General features: G+C 65.1%; 15 protein-coding genes. 8 read left to right on the top strand and 7 right to left on the bottom strand.

Translation table 11 applies throughout. The features are described 5' to 3' along the window. Positions 1–380: 380 nt before the first annotated feature. Positions 381–1,361, top strand: a complete 981-nt coding sequence (locus ABIA42_RS22885) for an ABC transporter substrate-binding protein (RefSeq protein ID WP_271530777.1) — start codon at positions 381–383, stop codon at positions 1,359–1,361. Between the two features lie 122 nt (positions 1,362–1,483). On the opposite strand, the gene ABIA42_RS22890 is transcribed toward ABIA42_RS22885, so the two are convergent. Further along, a complete protein-coding gene (locus tag ABIA42_RS22890; RefSeq protein ID WP_271530778.1) occupies positions 1,484–1,921 on the bottom strand; it encodes a hypothetical protein in 438 nt (145 codons plus the stop codon). Positions 1,922–2,254: 333 nt separating this feature from the next. Here ABIA42_RS22890 and glgC point away from each other — a divergent pair, with 333 nt between their 5' ends. The 3 genes from glgC to ABIA42_RS22905 are packed head-to-tail and all read left to right on the top strand — an operon-like array spanning position 2,255 to position 5,261. Next, positions 2,255–3,517: a glucose-1-phosphate adenylyltransferase gene (gene glgC / locus ABIA42_RS22895; RefSeq protein WP_271530779.1), complete on the top strand. Its 1,263-nt coding sequence runs from the start codon at positions 2,255–2,257 to the stop codon at positions 3,515–3,517. Continuing rightward, positions 3,514–4,968 carry a glycogen synthase GlgA gene (gene glgA, locus ABIA42_RS22900; protein ID WP_370120935.1) on the top strand — a complete coding sequence of 485 codons (1,455 nt, stop codon included), beginning with the start codon at positions 3,514–3,516 and terminating at the stop codon, positions 4,966–4,968. The genes glgC and glgA overlap by 4 nt, the downstream gene beginning before the upstream one ends. Positions 4,969–5,000: 32 nt before the next feature. After that, complete coding sequence (locus ABIA42_RS22905; protein WP_024339661.1) at positions 5,001–5,261, top strand: SemiSWEET transporter; 261 nt, start codon at positions 5,001–5,003, stop codon at positions 5,259–5,261. A 46-nt stretch (positions 5,262–5,307) separates the two neighbouring features. Here ABIA42_RS22905 and ABIA42_RS22910 read toward each other — a convergent pair whose 3' ends face one another. Then, positions 5,308–6,102: a class III extradiol ring-cleavage dioxygenase gene (locus ABIA42_RS22910; protein WP_370120932.1), complete on the bottom strand. Its 795-nt coding sequence runs from the start codon at positions 6,100–6,102 to the stop codon at positions 5,308–5,310. A 158-nt stretch (positions 6,103–6,260) separates the two neighbouring features. Here ABIA42_RS22910 and ABIA42_RS22915 point away from each other — a divergent pair, with 158 nt between their 5' ends. Further along, positions 6,261–6,440, top strand: coding sequence for a hypothetical protein (locus ABIA42_RS22915; protein WP_035669098.1), 180 nt, complete (start codon positions 6,261–6,263; stop codon positions 6,438–6,440). 7 nt (positions 6,441–6,447) lie between these two features. Here the strand turns inward: ABIA42_RS22915 and ABIA42_RS22920 are convergent, their stop codons facing one another. Both ABIA42_RS22920 and ABIA42_RS22925 read right to left on the bottom strand, forming a co-directional pair. Continuing rightward, on the bottom strand, positions 6,448–7,914 hold the full coding sequence (locus ABIA42_RS22920; protein ID WP_370120929.1) for a carboxylesterase/lipase family protein: 1,467 nt from the start codon (positions 7,912–7,914) through the stop codon (positions 6,448–6,450). A 75-nt stretch (positions 7,915–7,989) separates the two neighbouring features. Then, positions 7,990–8,238 carry a hypothetical protein gene (locus ABIA42_RS22925; protein WP_271530783.1) on the bottom strand — a complete coding sequence of 83 codons (249 nt, stop codon included), beginning with the start codon at positions 8,236–8,238 and terminating at the stop codon, positions 7,990–7,992. A gap of 191 nt (positions 8,239–8,429) precedes the next feature. Between ABIA42_RS22925 and ABIA42_RS22930 the strand changes: the two genes are divergently transcribed. The 3 genes from ABIA42_RS22930 (at position 8,430) to ABIA42_RS22940 (ending at position 11,904) form a co-directional block, all read left to right on the top strand. Then, positions 8,430–11,117: an alpha/beta hydrolase fold domain-containing protein gene (locus tag ABIA42_RS22930; protein ID WP_370120926.1), complete on the top strand. Its 2,688-nt coding sequence runs from the start codon at positions 8,430–8,432 to the stop codon at positions 11,115–11,117. Positions 11,118–11,242: 125 nt separating this feature from the next. Further along, on the top strand, positions 11,243–11,515 hold the full coding sequence (locus ABIA42_RS22935) for a hypothetical protein (RefSeq protein ID WP_271530785.1): 273 nt from the start codon (positions 11,243–11,245) through the stop codon (positions 11,513–11,515). Positions 11,516–11,598: 83 nt separating this feature from the next. Beyond that, entirely contained in the window at positions 11,599–11,904 is a 306-nt protein-coding gene (locus ABIA42_RS22940) for a hypothetical protein (RefSeq protein ID WP_271530786.1), read from the top strand. Between the two features lie 234 nt (positions 11,905–12,138). Here the strand turns inward: ABIA42_RS22940 and ABIA42_RS22945 are convergent, their stop codons facing one another. The 3 genes from ABIA42_RS22945 to ABIA42_RS22955 form a co-directional block, all read right to left on the bottom strand. Next, the gene (locus ABIA42_RS22945) at positions 12,139–12,315 is read right to left on the bottom strand and encodes a hypothetical protein (RefSeq protein ID WP_319328443.1); all 177 of its coding nucleotides are present in this window, start codon (positions 12,313–12,315) and stop codon (positions 12,139–12,141) included. Positions 12,316–12,418: 103 nt separating this feature from the next. Then, complete coding sequence (locus tag ABIA42_RS22950) at positions 12,419–12,937, bottom strand: septal ring lytic transglycosylase RlpA family protein (RefSeq protein ID WP_271530788.1); 519 nt, start codon at positions 12,935–12,937, stop codon at positions 12,419–12,421. Positions 12,938–13,189: 252 nt separating this feature from the next. Next, entirely contained in the window at positions 13,190–14,842 is a 1,653-nt protein-coding gene (locus ABIA42_RS22955; protein ID WP_370120922.1) for an NAD-dependent malic enzyme, read from the bottom strand. Positions 14,843–15,083: the final 241 nt, after the last annotated feature.

Here is a 15,083-nt window from a genome sequence, read left to right on the forward strand (position 1 = left end):
TCGGCGTTTTGCGCGCCGCGTTGATGCGATGTTCAAATCATGCGGCGCGTTTGCCGCATCGTCAATGAAATGGATTTTCGAATGTTGCGCGAAGGAAAGTCATTCTCTCCATCGGTGGATGCGGGAGCGATGAAACGATTTCGCCCGCGCATCGGTCAGCGGAGTGCGGCGCGACTATCACGCTCCTGCTCCATTCTTGCGCATTGTCGGCCATTTACGCCACACGTTCTCAAAAGCGACGCTTCTCTGAAACGTCATTGCCTGGAGCACCCGCAATACGGTTGGCCATTTCATTGACGGCGCATCGCGCGCTCATAGACTTGATGGTCTCGCAGCATCGCTGGCTCACGCGTCGTGAGCCAACTAGCAAGACAGGCCATATGAGCATCAACTCCCACGACCATTCCATCACCCGCCGGCTCGCAGTATCGCTGTTCGCCGTTGCGATCACATTGTCGACGGCTGCCACGGCCATCGCCGCGGACGCGGTCGTGCTGCGCGTCGGCGACCAGAAGGGCGGCAACCGCTCGCTGCTCGAGATATCCGGCTACGCGAAGGACCTGCCCTACAAGATCGAGTGGTCTGAGTTCCCTGCAGCCGCGCCGATCCTCGAGGCGCTCAACGCCGGCGCGCTCGACGTCGGATACACCGGCGACCTCTCCTTCCTCTCGGTCTACGCCGCCGGCGCGCCGATCAAGGCGATCGGGGGCACGCGCTCGGACGCGAAGACGCAGGCCATCCTGGTGCGCCAGGATTCGTCGATCCGGTCGGCCGCCGACCTCAAGGGCAAGCGCCTCGCCGGCACACGCGGCGGCTGGGGTCAGTTCCTGATCGACGCGACGCTGGAGAAGGCGCAGATCAAGCTCGAGGATGCGACCTTCGCGCCGCTCGGCCCCGTCGACGCCAAGGTCGCGCTGGTCGCAGGCTCGATCGACGCCTGGGCGGTGTGGGAGCCCTACGTCTCGTTCGCGACACTGAAGGACAAGGCCCGCGTGATCGCCGACGGCGAGGGCCTGACGCCGACCATCACCTTCATCGTCGCCTCCGACCACGCCATCGCCACCAAGCGCGCGGCGGTGCAGGATCTCGTGCAGCGTTTGAACAAGGCTCGTTTATGGTCGCTCGATCACCTCGGCGAATACGCCAGGAACACGGCCGAGCTGACCAGGCTGCCGGAGGACGTACTGCTGTCGGCCTACACCGCGCAGCGCACCAGCCCGATCGTGATCGACGATAACGTGGTGAAGGAGGTCCAGGAGGCCTCCGACCGCTCGACGCGATACGGCATCCTGCCGAAGAAGCTCGACGTTAGCCAAGCCGTCGACCGCAGCTTCACGGCGGCGGCCGCGGGATCGAACTAGGTGGAGGCGGCGGGATGCGCGGGCTTCGCCTCAAGCCCGGCCCATTGCATCTCGCCGCGATCGTGCTCATGCATCTAGCATGCATGAGCTTGATCGTGTGGCTCTCGTTCTAGCCGCGGTGCTCACCAATATCTGCGGTAATAGTGGCGGTGATAAACCCGGTACGGCCGGTAATAGCCATAGCCGTAATACGGACGATAGGGCCGATAGTATCGCGGATAGGCATAGACTGGTCTGTAGCCATAGCCGTAATACGCGGGAGCATAACCATAGCCATAGCCCGGATATCCATAGCCGCCGTAATAGGGGCCGCCATAATAGCCGTAGCCGTAAGGCGCGCCGCTGGCGATGGCGCCGCCGATGATCGCGCCGGCTGCGAGACCACCAAGAGCAAATCCCCATCCGCCGCCGCGCCAATGCACCTGCGCGACGTTGTCGCCGGCCGCGGCCTTCATCGTCGCGACGTTGGTCGGCATCGGGCCCGCCGCGGCCTGCCCGATTTGGCCTGCCATGACCACGCCGGCCAGCGAGCAGGCAATTGCCGTCTTCCAGATCCTCATCGTCTTACTCCCTGTCTGACCTTTCGCTCGGAAAAGGATCGCAGCGTCATGATCGGGCATCCTTGCGCCAAGTCAAAGCCTGGAATTTGCGTGCACCGCACAAGACGCATGCCTCCGTTCTGATCAACCGGTGCCCGGCGAAGCTCGGCGACCTCGCCTCGTGTGACACCGGCGCGACGGCGCCTGAGGCCCGAACACCCGCAAAGCATTAAGCTTCCCGTGCTTTCGCAACCAACAACCACCTTCACGATTTACTATTCGTGCCATTACTATCGGTTCCAATGTGCGCGGCCGGGAGGCTTCTCGCGAGCGCCAGAGTTGTGGGAGGATGACATGAGTGCCGCGAGACCCGAGCCGCTTGCCCGTCAGGCGCTGGCGTTCGTCCTGGCTGGCGGGCGCGGCAGCCGGCTCCAGGAGCTGACCGACCGGCGCGCCAAGCCCGCGGTTTATTTCGGCGGCAAGTCCCGCATCATCGATTTCGCGCTGTCGAACGCGGTGAACTCGGGCATCCGCCGCATCGCGGTCGCGACCCAATACAAGGCGCACAGCCTGATCCGGCATCTCCAGATGGGCTGGAACTTCTTCCGCCCCGAACGCAACGAGAGTTTTGACATCCTTCCCGCCAGCCAGCGCGTCTCCGAGACCATGTGGTATGTCGGCACGGCGGACGCGGTGTACCAGAACATCGACATCATCGAAACTCACGCCTGCCGCTTCATCGTGGTGCTGGCCGGCGACCACATCTATAAGATGGACTACGAGCTGATGCTGCGTCAGCACGTCGAGAGTGGTGCCGACGTCACCGTCGGCTGTCTCGAAATGCCGCGGACGGAATCCTCCGGCTTCGGCATCATGCATATCGACGAGAACGGCTGGATCCAGGCGTTCCTGGAGAAGCCGAAAGATCCGCCGCCGATGCCGGGCAAGCCGGACGTCTCGCTCGCCAGCATGGGCATCTACGTATTCGACGCGAAATTCCTGTTCGACCAGCTCAAGCGCGACGCCGAGGATCCGAACTCGAACCACGATTTCGGCAAGGACATCATTCCCTACATCGTCAAGAACGGCCGCGCGATGGCGCACCAGTACTCGACCTCCTGCGTCCGCTCCGGCAACGACCCCCGCGCCTATTGGCGCGACGTCGGCACGGTGGATGCCTATTGGGCGGCCAATATCGACCTCACCGACGTCGTGCCCGAGCTCGACCTGTTCGATCGCGCCTGGCCGATCTGGTCTTATGCCGAGATCACGCCGCCCGCGAAATTCGTCCACGACGAGGAGAGCCGGCGCGGTCAGGCGGTGAGTTCGCTGGTCTCCGGCGGCTGCATCATCTCCGGCGCCTCGCTGCGGCGCTCGCTGCTGTTCACCGGCGTGCGCATCAACTCCTATGCCAATGTCGAGAACGCCGTGATCATGCCCTATGTGAATGTCGGTCGCGGTGCCCATTTGAGGAACGTCGTGATCGACCGCGGCGTCGAGATTCCGGAAGGCCTCGTCGTCGGCGAGGATCCCGAGCTCGACGGAAAGCGCTTCCGCACCACCGAGCAGGGCATCTCGCTGATCACCCAGCCGATGATCGACAGGCTCAATACATGACGCCTGTTCGCGTCCTCGCGGTCGCCTCTGAAGTCTATCCCCTCGTCAAGACCGGTGGCCTTGCGGATGTCGCCGGCGCGCTGCCGGCTGCGCTGAAGGCGCATGGCGTCGAGATGCGCACCTTGATGCCGGGCTATCCCGACGTGATGCGCCTGGTGTCGGGCGCGGAGGAACTCCGGAGCTGGCCGGATTATTTCGGCGGCCCCGGCCGGCTGCTGGCGGGCTCGCATGACGGGCTCGACCTGTTCGTGCTCGACGTGCCGCATCTCTATGCCCGGCCTGGCAACCCCTATGTCACCGCTGAGGGCATCGACTGGCCCGACAATGGTATGCGCTTCGCAGCGCTGTCGCGCATCGCCGCCGATATCGGCCACGGCCTCGTTCCGGCGTTCGTACCCGACATCGTGCACGCCCATGACTGGCAGGCCGGGCTGGCGCCGGCCTATCTGCACTACGACGATCGTCCGCGGCCCGGCACCGTGATGACCATCCACAACATGGCCTATCAGGGCAAGTTCGCTCCTGAGCTGATCGGATCAATCGGCCTGCCCTGGCACTCCTTCAACGCCAACGAAGTGGAATATTTCGGCGGCATCAGCTTCTTGAAGGCGGGCCTGCGGTTCGCTGATCGCATCACCACGGTGTCGCCGACCTACGCGAAGGAAATCCAGAGCGACGAAGGCGGCATGGGGCTCGGCGGCCTGCTTCGTGAACGGTCCAGCGTGCTGAGCGGCATTCTCAACGGCATCGACATATCGGTGTGGAATCCGCAGGAAGATCCGCACATCGCCTGCCGCTTCGGCGCTGAGGATCTCTCGTCACGGGCCGCGAACAAGGCGGTGCTGCAGCAGCAGTTCAACCTCGATTCCTCCGACGAGGCGCCGCTGCTCGGCGTCATCAGCCGGCTGTCCTGGCAGAAGGGGCTCGATCTCCTGCTCGAGGCCATTCCGACCATTTTGCGCCAGGGCATGCAGCTCGCACTGCTCGGCAGCGGCGACCGCGATCTGCAGGATCGCTATCAGGCTGCGGCCCGCGCCAACCCCGGCCGGATCGGCGTCGCGATCGGTTATGACGAGATCCTGGCGCATCTGATCCAGGCAGGCTCGGACGCCCTCATCGTTCCTTCGCGGTTCGAGCCGTGCGGCCTGACCCAGCTCTGCGCGCTGCGCTATGGCGCCGTGCCGATCGTCTCCCGCGTCGGCGGCCTCGAGGACACCATCGTCGACATCGGCGAGGCCGACGCGTCCGGCCACGACGCCACGGGATTCAAGTTCGGCCCCGTGACGGCGGATGCCCTCGCCGGCACGTTGCGCAAGGCCAACACCGTCTTCCACGACAAGCAGACCTGGCGCCGGCTGCAACGAAGCGGGCTTGCGACCGACGTCTCCTGGCGCAATCGCGCCGGCGACTATGCCGCGCTCTATCGCCGCCTTCTGGCGGCGCGCGCGTGAGGCACGGCCGAATCCATGCTATAGAGCCGGGCATGGACCCCTTCGCGATCAAGCTGCTCGGCTTTGCCGCCGCCACCTGCACCACCGTCGCCTACGCGCCGCAGTTCATCAAGGTCTGGAAGACCCGCTCGGCGCGCGACATCTCGCTCGGCATGTTCCTGGTCATGGTGCTGGGCCTGGCGCTCTGGCTCGTTTACGGCCTGCTCTCCGGCGATGCCCCCCTGGTCGCCGCCAACGCCGTGACCATGCTGCTCGCCGGCGGCATCCTGTTCATGAAGCTGAAATACGGGTGAGGCCATCTTCGCCTCTGCCCGCAAGCGGGGCGAGGGGAAATGGCAGTCACCCAAACACATACGACGCCATGGCCACGTTCGCGACCTCGTCGACGAAGACGCGGCGTCCGACGTCGCTGCCGGCAGCACCAGCCGCCACCATCAGCGGCAGCAGATGATCCTCGCGTGGATGCGCAAGGCGCGCACTCGGTGCATTCTCCCAGTCGACCAGCATCGCGTTGCGGCGCGCCGCATCCGGGCTGCTGATCGCCTCGTTCAGATAGGCCTCGAAGTCGTACGAGACCGGCTTGGACTCCGACCGGTTGAAGCCGCGCATGTTGTGATAGGTGAGCCCGCTGCCGACGATCAGGATGCCGGCGTCGCGCAGCGGAGCGATCGCCTGTCCCACCTTGATGTGCTCGGCCGCATCGTAGCTCGACTTCAGCGACAACAGCACGATCGGCATGTCGGCGTTCGGATACATCAGCCCGAGCGGCACGAAGGTGCCGTGATCGAAACCCTGGTTGGAATCCTCCCGGCAATCGAGACCGGCGCGCGCGAGCAGCGCCTTCACCTCCGCGGCGAGCTCGGGCTTGCCGGGCGCCGGATATTTCAGGTGATAGGTATGCTCGGGGAAACCGTAGTAGTCGTAGACCATCGGAGGATGCGGCGAGGTCGACACGGTGAAGGCATCGGCCTCCCAATGTCCGGTGATGACGAGCACGGCCTTCGGTCTCGCGGGGAGAAGCTGCGGCAGACGGCCGAACGCCTCGGCGGTCTTGGCATACTGCACGCGCCGGTCCTCCATGAAGGGCCAGGGGCCGCCGCCATGCGACAGGAAGAGGGTCGGAAATCGCGTCATGGAGTCGTCTCGTTGACAACGGGCGCGTGCGAACTGTCCGCACGATCGGCGGTGAGCATAGGCAAAGCAGCATGGTTAGCAAGTCGTTAACGATTTGCCGCTCAGAATCCCCGGTGTGGCCGAAGGAGTCGGCCTGAAGACAAGTGAGACGTGGTGAGATGAGGAAGTTTGCGCTGGGGGACGTCGTCAACAGTGACAAGGGCCGCCGCGGTGTCGTCCGCGCCGCCTTCAAGTCGAGGGAAGGCCAGCAGTTCTACGCCGTCGAGAAGGACGGCGCGATGGACTATCTGGAGGAAGACCGGCTGACGCCGGCACCTCGCGTCGAGCTCGCGGCGTAAATCCAGCTCATTTGCTGTCCTCACCGGCCAGCCGATCGAGACGCTCCGCCAGCGGATCGTCTTCGCTCGCGATCCGGTCGTTCGTGATCAGCAGCAGGCGATCGCCGCCCGCCGCGTCCCAGCGTGGCAGGTCGGGACCGTTGGGATCGCCGCTTCTCGCGAAATTGATCCAGTAGGCGCGCATGCGGCTCGCGACCGCGCGATCACGTCGCGACAAGATGCCCGCGCCGGGCACGCCTTCCGCACCGAAGATGAACTGCAACTCCCGTCCGTGGCCAGCTTCCGGATTCGCACGCCGGGCCTCCGGCACATAGGCGAAGCGATAGCGAAACGCCGGCGCACCGCTCGCAACGTGGAGGCGAGCCAGCAATCGTGCCGGCTCCGAGAAGACCTTGTCGGTGTAAAACCTTGCCGCGAGATCCGAGGGTCTGGCGAGGTCCGGATAGAGCTTGCGCAGCTCGCCGCTGGGAATGCCGGACGACGCAAGCTCCTTCTTGATGTCGACCTCATTGTCCAAGCCCGTCTCGTCGTCGTTCGAGCCGATGATCAGGGGAATGCGGCCTTGACGTCCGGCCGCGAAGCCTGGGGCGAGATCCTCGGTCACCAGACGTCCATCCATCATCGGCGCGAAGCTGCGCGGCGACTTCTCCAGCAATTGCTGCTCGGCGGCCAGCACGCGCTGCGGCTCGGCTGCGCGCAAATCTGCCTCCCGTCCAAGCGCGGCCGCGAACTGCCGGCCCACCGCCTCCGCCTCTTGCACTGAGCGCAGGCGCGCACGAGCGGGCACCGATTGCAGAATGGCTTTCTGGAAGAGGTCGCGCGATTGCGCAGAGAGCATCAGGAGCGCGATCGACGTCGCGCCTGCATCGCTGCCAAGCAAGGTGACGTTGCTCGGATCGCCGCCGAAGGCCGCGATATTGTCGTGCACCCAATGCAGCGCGGCGATCTGGTCCATCAGGCCGTAATTTCCGCCGCTGTCCGAAAGCGCGGGATGAGCGAGCCAGCCGAGCGCGCCGAGGCGATAGTTCACGGTGACCACGATGAGGCCCGCCTGCGCCAGCCTGGCGCCATCGAACAGCAGATCGTTCGCCGTGCCCGAGACGAAGCCGCCGCCATGGATGAACACCATCACCGGCAATGGGCCGTCGACGCCGAAGGGACGGAACACGTTCAGCGTCAGGCAATCCTCGCTCGCATTCTGCAGCGACGGTTGAAGGCACGGCGCACCATAGTCGTAGGCCGTGCGCATCTCCGAGCTTTCGGTCGTCGGCTGCGGCGCGCGCCAGCGCAACGCGCCGACCGGCGGCGCCGCGTAAGCCAGCCCCTTGAACGACGCCACCTCGCCTTCCACGGCGCCGAGCATCTGTCCTTCACGCGTCAACGCGAATGGAAACTGTCCGACCGGCTGGGCCACGGCCGATCGTGCGCACCACAGGACTGCGCAAGCCGCAACGAGGGCAAGCAAAGACCGCATCTTCGAATATCTCGATGAAGGATCCCGCGCAGGTTATGTCCAGGGCCGTCAGCGAGGCAAGCCTCGCGCCCTCGCCTAGCTGCCTTTGCCCATCAACTCCGCCAGCGCGCGGCGCGCGACGATGCCGAGCTCGCCGAGCGTGGAGTGGCCGGCCTGCGCCGCCTCGATCAGGCGCTCGGCGATGAACCTGCGGCTGTCATGATCGCCGCCATGCGGCAATTGGCGACATGTCTCCTCGAGGACGACGTCCATGTTCGCTTTGGTCCGCTCACTCAACTCTGTCATGACGCCCGGCCGGTACGCGTGGCTTGTAAGCGCAAGCATACACAGAAGGATGCGCTCTGATTACCCCGGGCTATCACGGCCATTGTGCATCGCGGTGCGTGTGATGCCGGCAACATTCGCGCGGACACGCTGCCGCCGAAAACGACCACCGGAGATTGAACTTGCTCTAATGACAAGCTGAACCTGCGGCGATAGCCTGCCGGCAAAACAAAACATACGGGAGGAATGCCATGACTGACGCAATGGTTGCCACACGTGCCTCCGATGAGCGCGGAACCGCTCAGCAGGTCGATGTCGCCGTGGTCGGCGCCGGATTTGCCGGCCTCTATCTCTTGCATCGCCTGCGCAAGGCCGGCTTCTCCACGGTCGCCCTCGATGAGGCCGGCGATGTCGGCGGCACTTGGTACTGGAACCGTTATCCGGGGGCGCGCTGCGACATCCAGACCATCGACTACAGCTACACCTTCGATCCGGAGCTCGAGTCGGCCTGGACCTGGTCGGAGAAATACGCGACCCAGCCCGAGATCCTGCGCTATCTCGGCTTCGTCGCCGACCGCTACGGTCTCAGGCGCGACATCCGTTTCAAGACCAAGGTCACCGAAGCCAGATGGGACGATGCGTCCGAGCGCTGGCAGCTCACGACCGACAATGGCGCACCGGTCTCCTGCCGCCATTACATCATGGCCACCGGCTGCCTCTCCGCGCCGAAGCCGCCGGAGATCGACGGCGTCAGGGACTTCAAGGGCGAGGTCTATTTCACCGGCCGCTGGCCGCATGACGGCGTCAATCTTGCGGGAAAACGCGTCGCCGTGATCGGCACGGGCTCGTCGGCGGTCCAGTCCATCCCGCTGATCGCCGAGCAGGCCGCACATCTGACCGTGTTCCAGCGCACGCCGAATTTCGCGCTGCCCGCGCATAACGGCCCGGCGCCGTCGGACCGCATGAGCCTGCTGCAGGGCGATCGCGCCGCCTATCGCGAGCAGGCGCGCCAGTCGATGGCCGGTGTGCCCTATCCTCAGCAGACGGTCGTGAGCTGGCAGCTCACCGACGCCGAGCGCCGCGCGCGGTTCGAGGAAGCCTGGGGCAAGGGCGATCTCGTCTATATCCTGACGCAGCTCTGGGCGGACCAGGCGGTCGACGTCGAAGGCAACAAGCTGATCTGCGATCTCATCCGCGAGAAGATCGCAGCCGCCGTGAAGGACCCGCAAACCGCGGCGGCGCTGATGCCGGACGATCATCCCTTCGGGGCGAAGCGCCCCTGTCTCGACACCAACTACTACGCCACCTACAACCGGCCGAACGTCACGCTGGTCAATCTGCGCCAGGAGCCGATCAAGGCGATCACCGCAGGCGGCATCACGACGGCCAGGCGCAGCATCGACCTCGACGTCATCGTGTTCGCGACCGGTTTCGACGCGATGACCGGCGCGATCCGCGCCGTGCACCCGATCACCGGGCGCGGCGGCAAGTCGCTCTCCGACGTCTGGGCGAAGGGACCGGAGACTTATCTCGGCCTCACAGTCGCGGGCTTCCCGAACTTCTTCATGATCACCGGCCCCGGCAGCCCGTCGGTGCTGTCGAACATGGCGGTGTCGATCGAGCAGCATGTCGACTGGGTCGTGGATCGCCTTGCTGCGCTGCGCGAGGCCGGCTTCACCACGATCGAGCCGACAGAAACTGCGCAGGCCGGCTGGGGCCGGCACATGGCAGACTGTTCGACGCTGACGCTGCACCGGCTCGCCAACACCTGGTACACGGGCGCCAACGTGCCCGGCAAGGTCCAGGGACTGATGCCCTATACCGGCGGCGTCGGCCCGTATCGCAGCATCTGCGACGAGGTGGTCAGCCGCGGCATGCTCGGCTTCAGGCTCACCGGCCCCAACGTTGCTGCGCAGTGCAATGACGGCGAGGTGGTACGCCTGCAGCCGGACGTGCGGCTGGTGCTGAACCTGCTCGCATCGCTCAACCTGCCGCCGATCGAGTCGATGGGCGCGATCGGGGCGCGCGCCTTCGTCAACGAGTTCAACAAGAGCCGCCCGGCAGGACGGCCGATCGGCGAGATCGTCGACGGCACCCTGCCCGGCGCCGACGGTCCGCTGCCCTATCGCGTCTACAAGCCGGCAACGCCCGGGCCGCATCCGGTCGTGGTCTATTTCCACGGCGGCGGCTGGGTGCTCGGCGACGAGCAGTCGGACGAGCCGTTCTGCCGCGACATGGTGCGGCGAACCGGCATGATGTTCGTCAGCGTCGGCTATCGTCACGCGCCGGAGCATCGCTTCCCGACCGCGGCGGAAGACGGCTATGCGGCGACGCGCTGGATCGCCGAGCACGCCGCCGAGCTCGGCGGCAAACCGGGCCCGGTGCTGGTCGCGGGCTGGAGCGCCGGCGGCAACATCGCGGCCGTCACCTGCCAGCTCGCGCGCGATCGTGGCGGGCCCGAAATCGCGGGCCAGCTCCTGATATGCCCGGTCACGGACTGCACCTTCGATCGCCCGTCCTACAACGACAATGCGACCGGCTATTTCCTGACGCTTTCGCTGATGTACTGGTTCTGGGACCTCTACTGCTCGCCGGCCGACCGCACCGATCCGCGCGTCTCGCCGCTGCGCGGCAAGGTCGCCGGCCTGCCGCCGGCCTTCGTTGTCACCTGCGAGTTCGATCCGTTGCGCGACGAGGGCGTCGCCTATGCCGAGGCAATGGCCGCAGCCGGCGTCCCGGTCGATCAGCTTCAGGCCCGCGGCCATTTCCACTCGTCCTTCACCATGGTCGACGTGGTGATCACGGGGGTGCCGGGCCGGGTGCAGATGGCCCAAGCCTTGCGCCGCTTCGCCGGGCTCCCACCGGAGTTCGGGCGCGGCGACGAGCACGTCAACGGTCAGGCCAGCCTGGGACACAGAATCGCGGCGGCCGCGAGCTGATTACGACGGCGGGAACCTTTTCCCGGCTGCCGCGTTCAGCGCTGTGACATTGAGATGCAGCGATAGGTGTGGGCCCCGGCACGCAAGTCCGCGTGCCGGGGTGCTTCTTGCGTGAGGCGGGTGCGATGGGGGGTGCGATTGCGGGTTCAAAGGTCGATTTTGGTGCGCATGCGGTGCTGCATAAATGGCCGTCGCTTGCAAACCAGCGCCGGCCGGACCGGGAGTCATACCAGATCAGCGAAGGCACCCTCGACGCGTGCATCTCGGCCTTCATGGAGAAGCCGGCGACGACTCGGCATCTCTATGAGATCCGGACGGTGCCGCAGCCGCCACTCGTGACGGAGATCCTCTCGCCCGAGCACGTCACCGAGCTGTCGCGGTTGAGAGAATTTCTCTGACGGCAGTTTGCAAGCACGCGCAGGAACCTTCGTCCGGTCTTTCCCGTTGTCAGCGATCGGAAGCCAAGGCGTGAGCGCCGCAGATGCTTGAAGCTGGCCTACCCTCACATGTCGTGCCCTATGGCGCAGACCAGACTGTGTTCGTGGTGATCGATCGCCTCGACCGGGCGACCGAAATTCGCATCGAGCGGAGCGATCTCGAAACCACGATCGACGAGCTCGTCGCCGGCTGCTTCAACGATCCCGTCAAGGTGATTTCGTTCAACACGCTCGAGCATTGGATGAAGGACATCTCGGCCGATGTCGCTGGCGAGATAAAGGCGCGCTGCGACATCGATGGCGTGACGCTGCCCGACTATCTAAGTGACTTCGTCGAGAGCCATCGCTAAAGCCCGTTGCGCCGATTGCGGGCGATAAAAAAGCGCCGCTTCCGCGGCGCTCTTCGAGGGCGCGCACCTTAGTGGTGCCAGAACAATGCCAGCAGCAGAACGATCGGTAGCGGCACGCCAAGCAGCCAAAGCAAAGCACCTCGTCCAAAACCCATGATGCCTCCTCTTGATGCATCGCCAGGATGACGCCCGGAAAAAGAGAAGTTCCGCGCCGAACGACGTGGCGCAGTGCGCTCAAAGCATGGTTTGCGGGGAACGAGTGGCGCGATGCTTGCCGGCGATGACCTCGATCTCGCGGCGGCGCTCGCCGGCGAAAGTCAGGAGCTTTTCGATCGTCAGCGTATCCGTGATCCGTTTGGCGAGCCGCTCGGCGCGCGCAGCCTGATCTTCGAGATACTGGATCGTGTTCAAGCGCTGCCTCCCCATATGCCCCGAATTGTGCGGGCAGCCATGGTGCTCGAGAAGCAGCTAACAGCCGGTTAAGCGCGTTGCATTGGTCTTGCCGAGTCGTGCCCTATTGCACGACCTCCAGCCTGACATTGGTGATGCCCTTGTCGACCATGCCGAGCGCCTCGGCCGCAGAAGGGGTGATGTCGACCACGCGCCCGCGAACATAGGGTCCGCGATCGTTGACCCTGACGGTGACGAAGCGGCCGGAGGAGGTATCGGTGACCCGCAGCTTGGTGCCGAACGGCAGGGTCGGATGCGCCGCGGTCAACTCGTTCTTGTCGAACTTCTCGCCGCTCGCGGTTTCCGTATCCGAATAGAAGCTGGCGACGCCGTGCGAGGGGGTCTGCTTGGCGTCACGGTCCGGGGCACGCTCCCGCCTGACCGGGCGTGGATGCAGCGCCGCCACCCTGTGCGGCCGCTCCACCGCGGCATGCCGGCCGGTAGCGGCGAGATCGGCCTTCTGGCGGCCGACCGGCGCTTGCGCGCAGGCCGCGAGCGATGCTGCGGCGACGACCGCGAGCAGCAGCCGGCACGAGGTTGCGAAGGAAATCCGGGCAGTTTCGGCACGTGCAATGCGAGACATGGTACGCCCTCCGAACGGCCGGATTTTCGGTCGGCAATGAGGGCAGAACCTTGTCGGAACAAAAGCGGCTCTGGGGCCGCGGCCGTTTCGCGTCCGGCTGTGACGATTCGACCACAGTGCGTGCTCTGAATCGGAACAGCCAGCCGCCGGGCAAGCGCGCGAGGCAGCGAAATCAGGCGCTTTCATCAGAGGATGGCAAGCGCCTGACCGGATTGCGTTCCAGCGATCCTGATCGCATCGCGCTTTAGGGCCTCAGTATTTCGGCTCGTACATCTGCGATTGGACCAAAGCCTTCACGTCATTCGGCGCAGGTCCGTCCGCGAGTCCGCGTTGATAGGCGACGTCGGCAACGGCCGCAGCGATGCGAACCGAGACCTCGCGGATGCGCGGCAGCGCCGGATAGAGACTGCCTTGCGCAAGATCCTCCTCGCCGACACAATCGGCAAGCGTATGGGCCGCCGCCATGAACATCTCGTCGGTGACCAGGCGCGAGCCGCTGGCAATGACGCCGAGGCCGACGCCGGGGAAGATGTATGAATTGTTGCCCTGGCGCGGCACGAAGCTGCGGCCGTTGAGCTTCACCGGGTCGTACGGGCTGCCGCAGGCGAACAGCGCGCGGCCCTCGGTGTAGCGATAGGCATCCTCCGCCGAGCACTCGGCCTTCGACGTCGGGTTGGACAATGCGAACACGATCGGCCGCTCGTTGAGCTCGGCCATTGTCCTGAGCACGTCGGGTGTGAAGGCGCCGCCAACCGCGGCAACGCCGATGATCGCCGTCGGCTTCAGCGTCTTGATCGCGGTGAGGAAGTCGGCGATCGGCTCCTGGTCGGTATGCGCATAGCGGAGCTTGTGGCCGGAGAGGCCTTCGCGGCCGCTGACGACGAGACCGCGGGAATCCACCAGCCAGTTGCGGCGGAGCGCCTCGGCCTCGGTGGCACCCTCGGCCATCATGGCGGACACCACGAGATCAGCGATGCCGGTTGCCGCCTCGCCCGCGCCCAGGAACAGGATCCGCTGATCCCTGAGCTTGCCGCCGGAGATACGCAAGCCTGAGAACAGGCCTGCGAGCGCCACCGCCGCGGTGCCCTGGATATCGTCGTTGAAGACGCAGGCTTCATCCCGGTACTTGTGCAGCAGCTTGAAGGCGGAGTGATTGGCGAAATCCTCGAACTGGATCAGCACGCCCGGGAAAGTCTTTCGCGCAGCCTGCATGAACTCGTCGACGAAGCTGTCATAGGCTTCGCCGGTCAGCCGCCGCTCGCGCAGGCCGAGATAATAGGGATCGTTCAACAGCTCCTCGTTGTTCGTGCCGACATCGAGCACGATGGGCAGGCACAACTCGGGATGCACGCCGGCGCAGGCCGAGTAGAGCGAGAGCTTGCCGACCGGAATACCCATGCCGTTGGCACCGAGATCGCCGAGACCGAGGATGCGCTCGCCGTCGGTGACGACGATCAGCTTGGCCGGATAGGGCCAGTTCTTCAGGATCTCCGCGATCTGGCCGCGATCGCGCGAGGAGATGAACATGCCGCGCGGCCGCTGGAAGATCAGGCCGTATTTCTGGCAGGCGAGCCCGACCGTCGGCGTGTAGATGATCGGCTGGATTTCGTCGATATTGTCGACGACGACGCGGAAGAACAGCGCCTCGTTGCGGTCATGCAGCGCGTTCAGGGCGACGTATTTTTCCAGATCCGTCGGCAGCGTGCGCAGATTGGTGAGCACGCGCTGAGCCTGCGTCTCCATCGTCAGCACGCAAGGCGGCAGGAGGCCGCGCAGGCCGAGCGTCTCGCGCTCCGCTTCCGTGAAGGCAGTCCCCTTGTTGAGCAAGGGATCGCGCAGCAGCGTCATGCCGTGCTGCGAAGTGGACGACGTCGATTGGGCAACGACCCGGGCAGGTCTATTCACGAATTCCCCCAAGGAGCTTCTATTTGAACCGCGGACATTGTCGGCCAGCGCTCCATCCAGATCAAGGACGGAGAAGACTCGGCCATGGACTGTGATCTCGCACCGCAGCGAGCTTTTGGCGAACGCCTGGCAGTTGCGCGCGAAAAAAGGGTTAACGGCGCTACTCCGGCTTGATGTCGGCCGTCTCAACGAGAGGCTACCATTTCACCGTCTCGGCCTCATGAAAAGCGGCCATGTTCGC

Origin of the sequence: Bradyrhizobium sp. USDA 327 (assembly GCF_041262065.1) — a bacterium.
Taxonomy (GTDB): Bacteria; Pseudomonadota; Alphaproteobacteria; order Rhizobiales; family Xanthobacteraceae; genus Bradyrhizobium; species Bradyrhizobium liaoningense.

What these genes read in the sequence shown, in the direction of transcription:
- ABIA42_RS22885 (WP_271530777.1), top strand. Translation starts at nt 381, where the DNA reads ATGAGCATCAACTCCCACGACCATTCCATCACCCGCCGGCTCGCAGTA.
- ABIA42_RS22890 (WP_271530778.1), bottom strand. Translation starts at nt 1,921, where the DNA reads ATGAGGATCTGGAAGACGGCAATTGCCTGCTCGCTGGCCGGCGTGGTC.
- glgC (WP_271530779.1), top strand. Translation starts at nt 2,255, where the DNA reads ATGAGTGCCGCGAGACCCGAGCCGCTTGCCCGTCAGGCGCTGGCGTTC.
- glgA (WP_370120935.1), top strand. Translation starts at nt 3,514, where the DNA reads ATGACGCCTGTTCGCGTCCTCGCGGTCGCCTCTGAAGTCTATCCCCTC.
- ABIA42_RS22905 (WP_024339661.1), top strand. Translation starts at nt 5,001, where the DNA reads ATGGACCCCTTCGCGATCAAGCTGCTCGGCTTTGCCGCCGCCACCTGC.
- ABIA42_RS22910 (WP_370120932.1), bottom strand. Translation starts at nt 6,102, where the DNA reads ATGACGCGATTTCCGACCCTCTTCCTGTCGCATGGCGGCGGCCCCTGG.
- ABIA42_RS22915 (WP_035669098.1), top strand. Translation starts at nt 6,261, where the DNA reads ATGAGGAAGTTTGCGCTGGGGGACGTCGTCAACAGTGACAAGGGCCGC.
- ABIA42_RS22920 (WP_370120929.1), bottom strand. Translation starts at nt 7,914, where the DNA reads ATGCGGTCTTTGCTTGCCCTCGTTGCGGCTTGCGCAGTCCTGTGGTGC.
- ABIA42_RS22925 (WP_271530783.1), bottom strand. Translation starts at nt 8,238, where the DNA reads ATGCTTGCGCTTACAAGCCACGCGTACCGGCCGGGCGTCATGACAGAG.
- ABIA42_RS22930 (WP_370120926.1), top strand. Translation starts at nt 8,430, where the DNA reads ATGACTGACGCAATGGTTGCCACACGTGCCTCCGATGAGCGCGGAACC.
- ABIA42_RS22935 (WP_271530785.1), top strand. Translation starts at nt 11,243, where the DNA reads ATGGGGGGTGCGATTGCGGGTTCAAAGGTCGATTTTGGTGCGCATGCG.
- ABIA42_RS22940 (WP_271530786.1), top strand. Translation starts at nt 11,599, where the DNA reads ATGCTTGAAGCTGGCCTACCCTCACATGTCGTGCCCTATGGCGCAGAC.
- ABIA42_RS22950 (WP_271530788.1), bottom strand. Translation starts at nt 12,937, where the DNA reads ATGTCTCGCATTGCACGTGCCGAAACTGCCCGGATTTCCTTCGCAACC.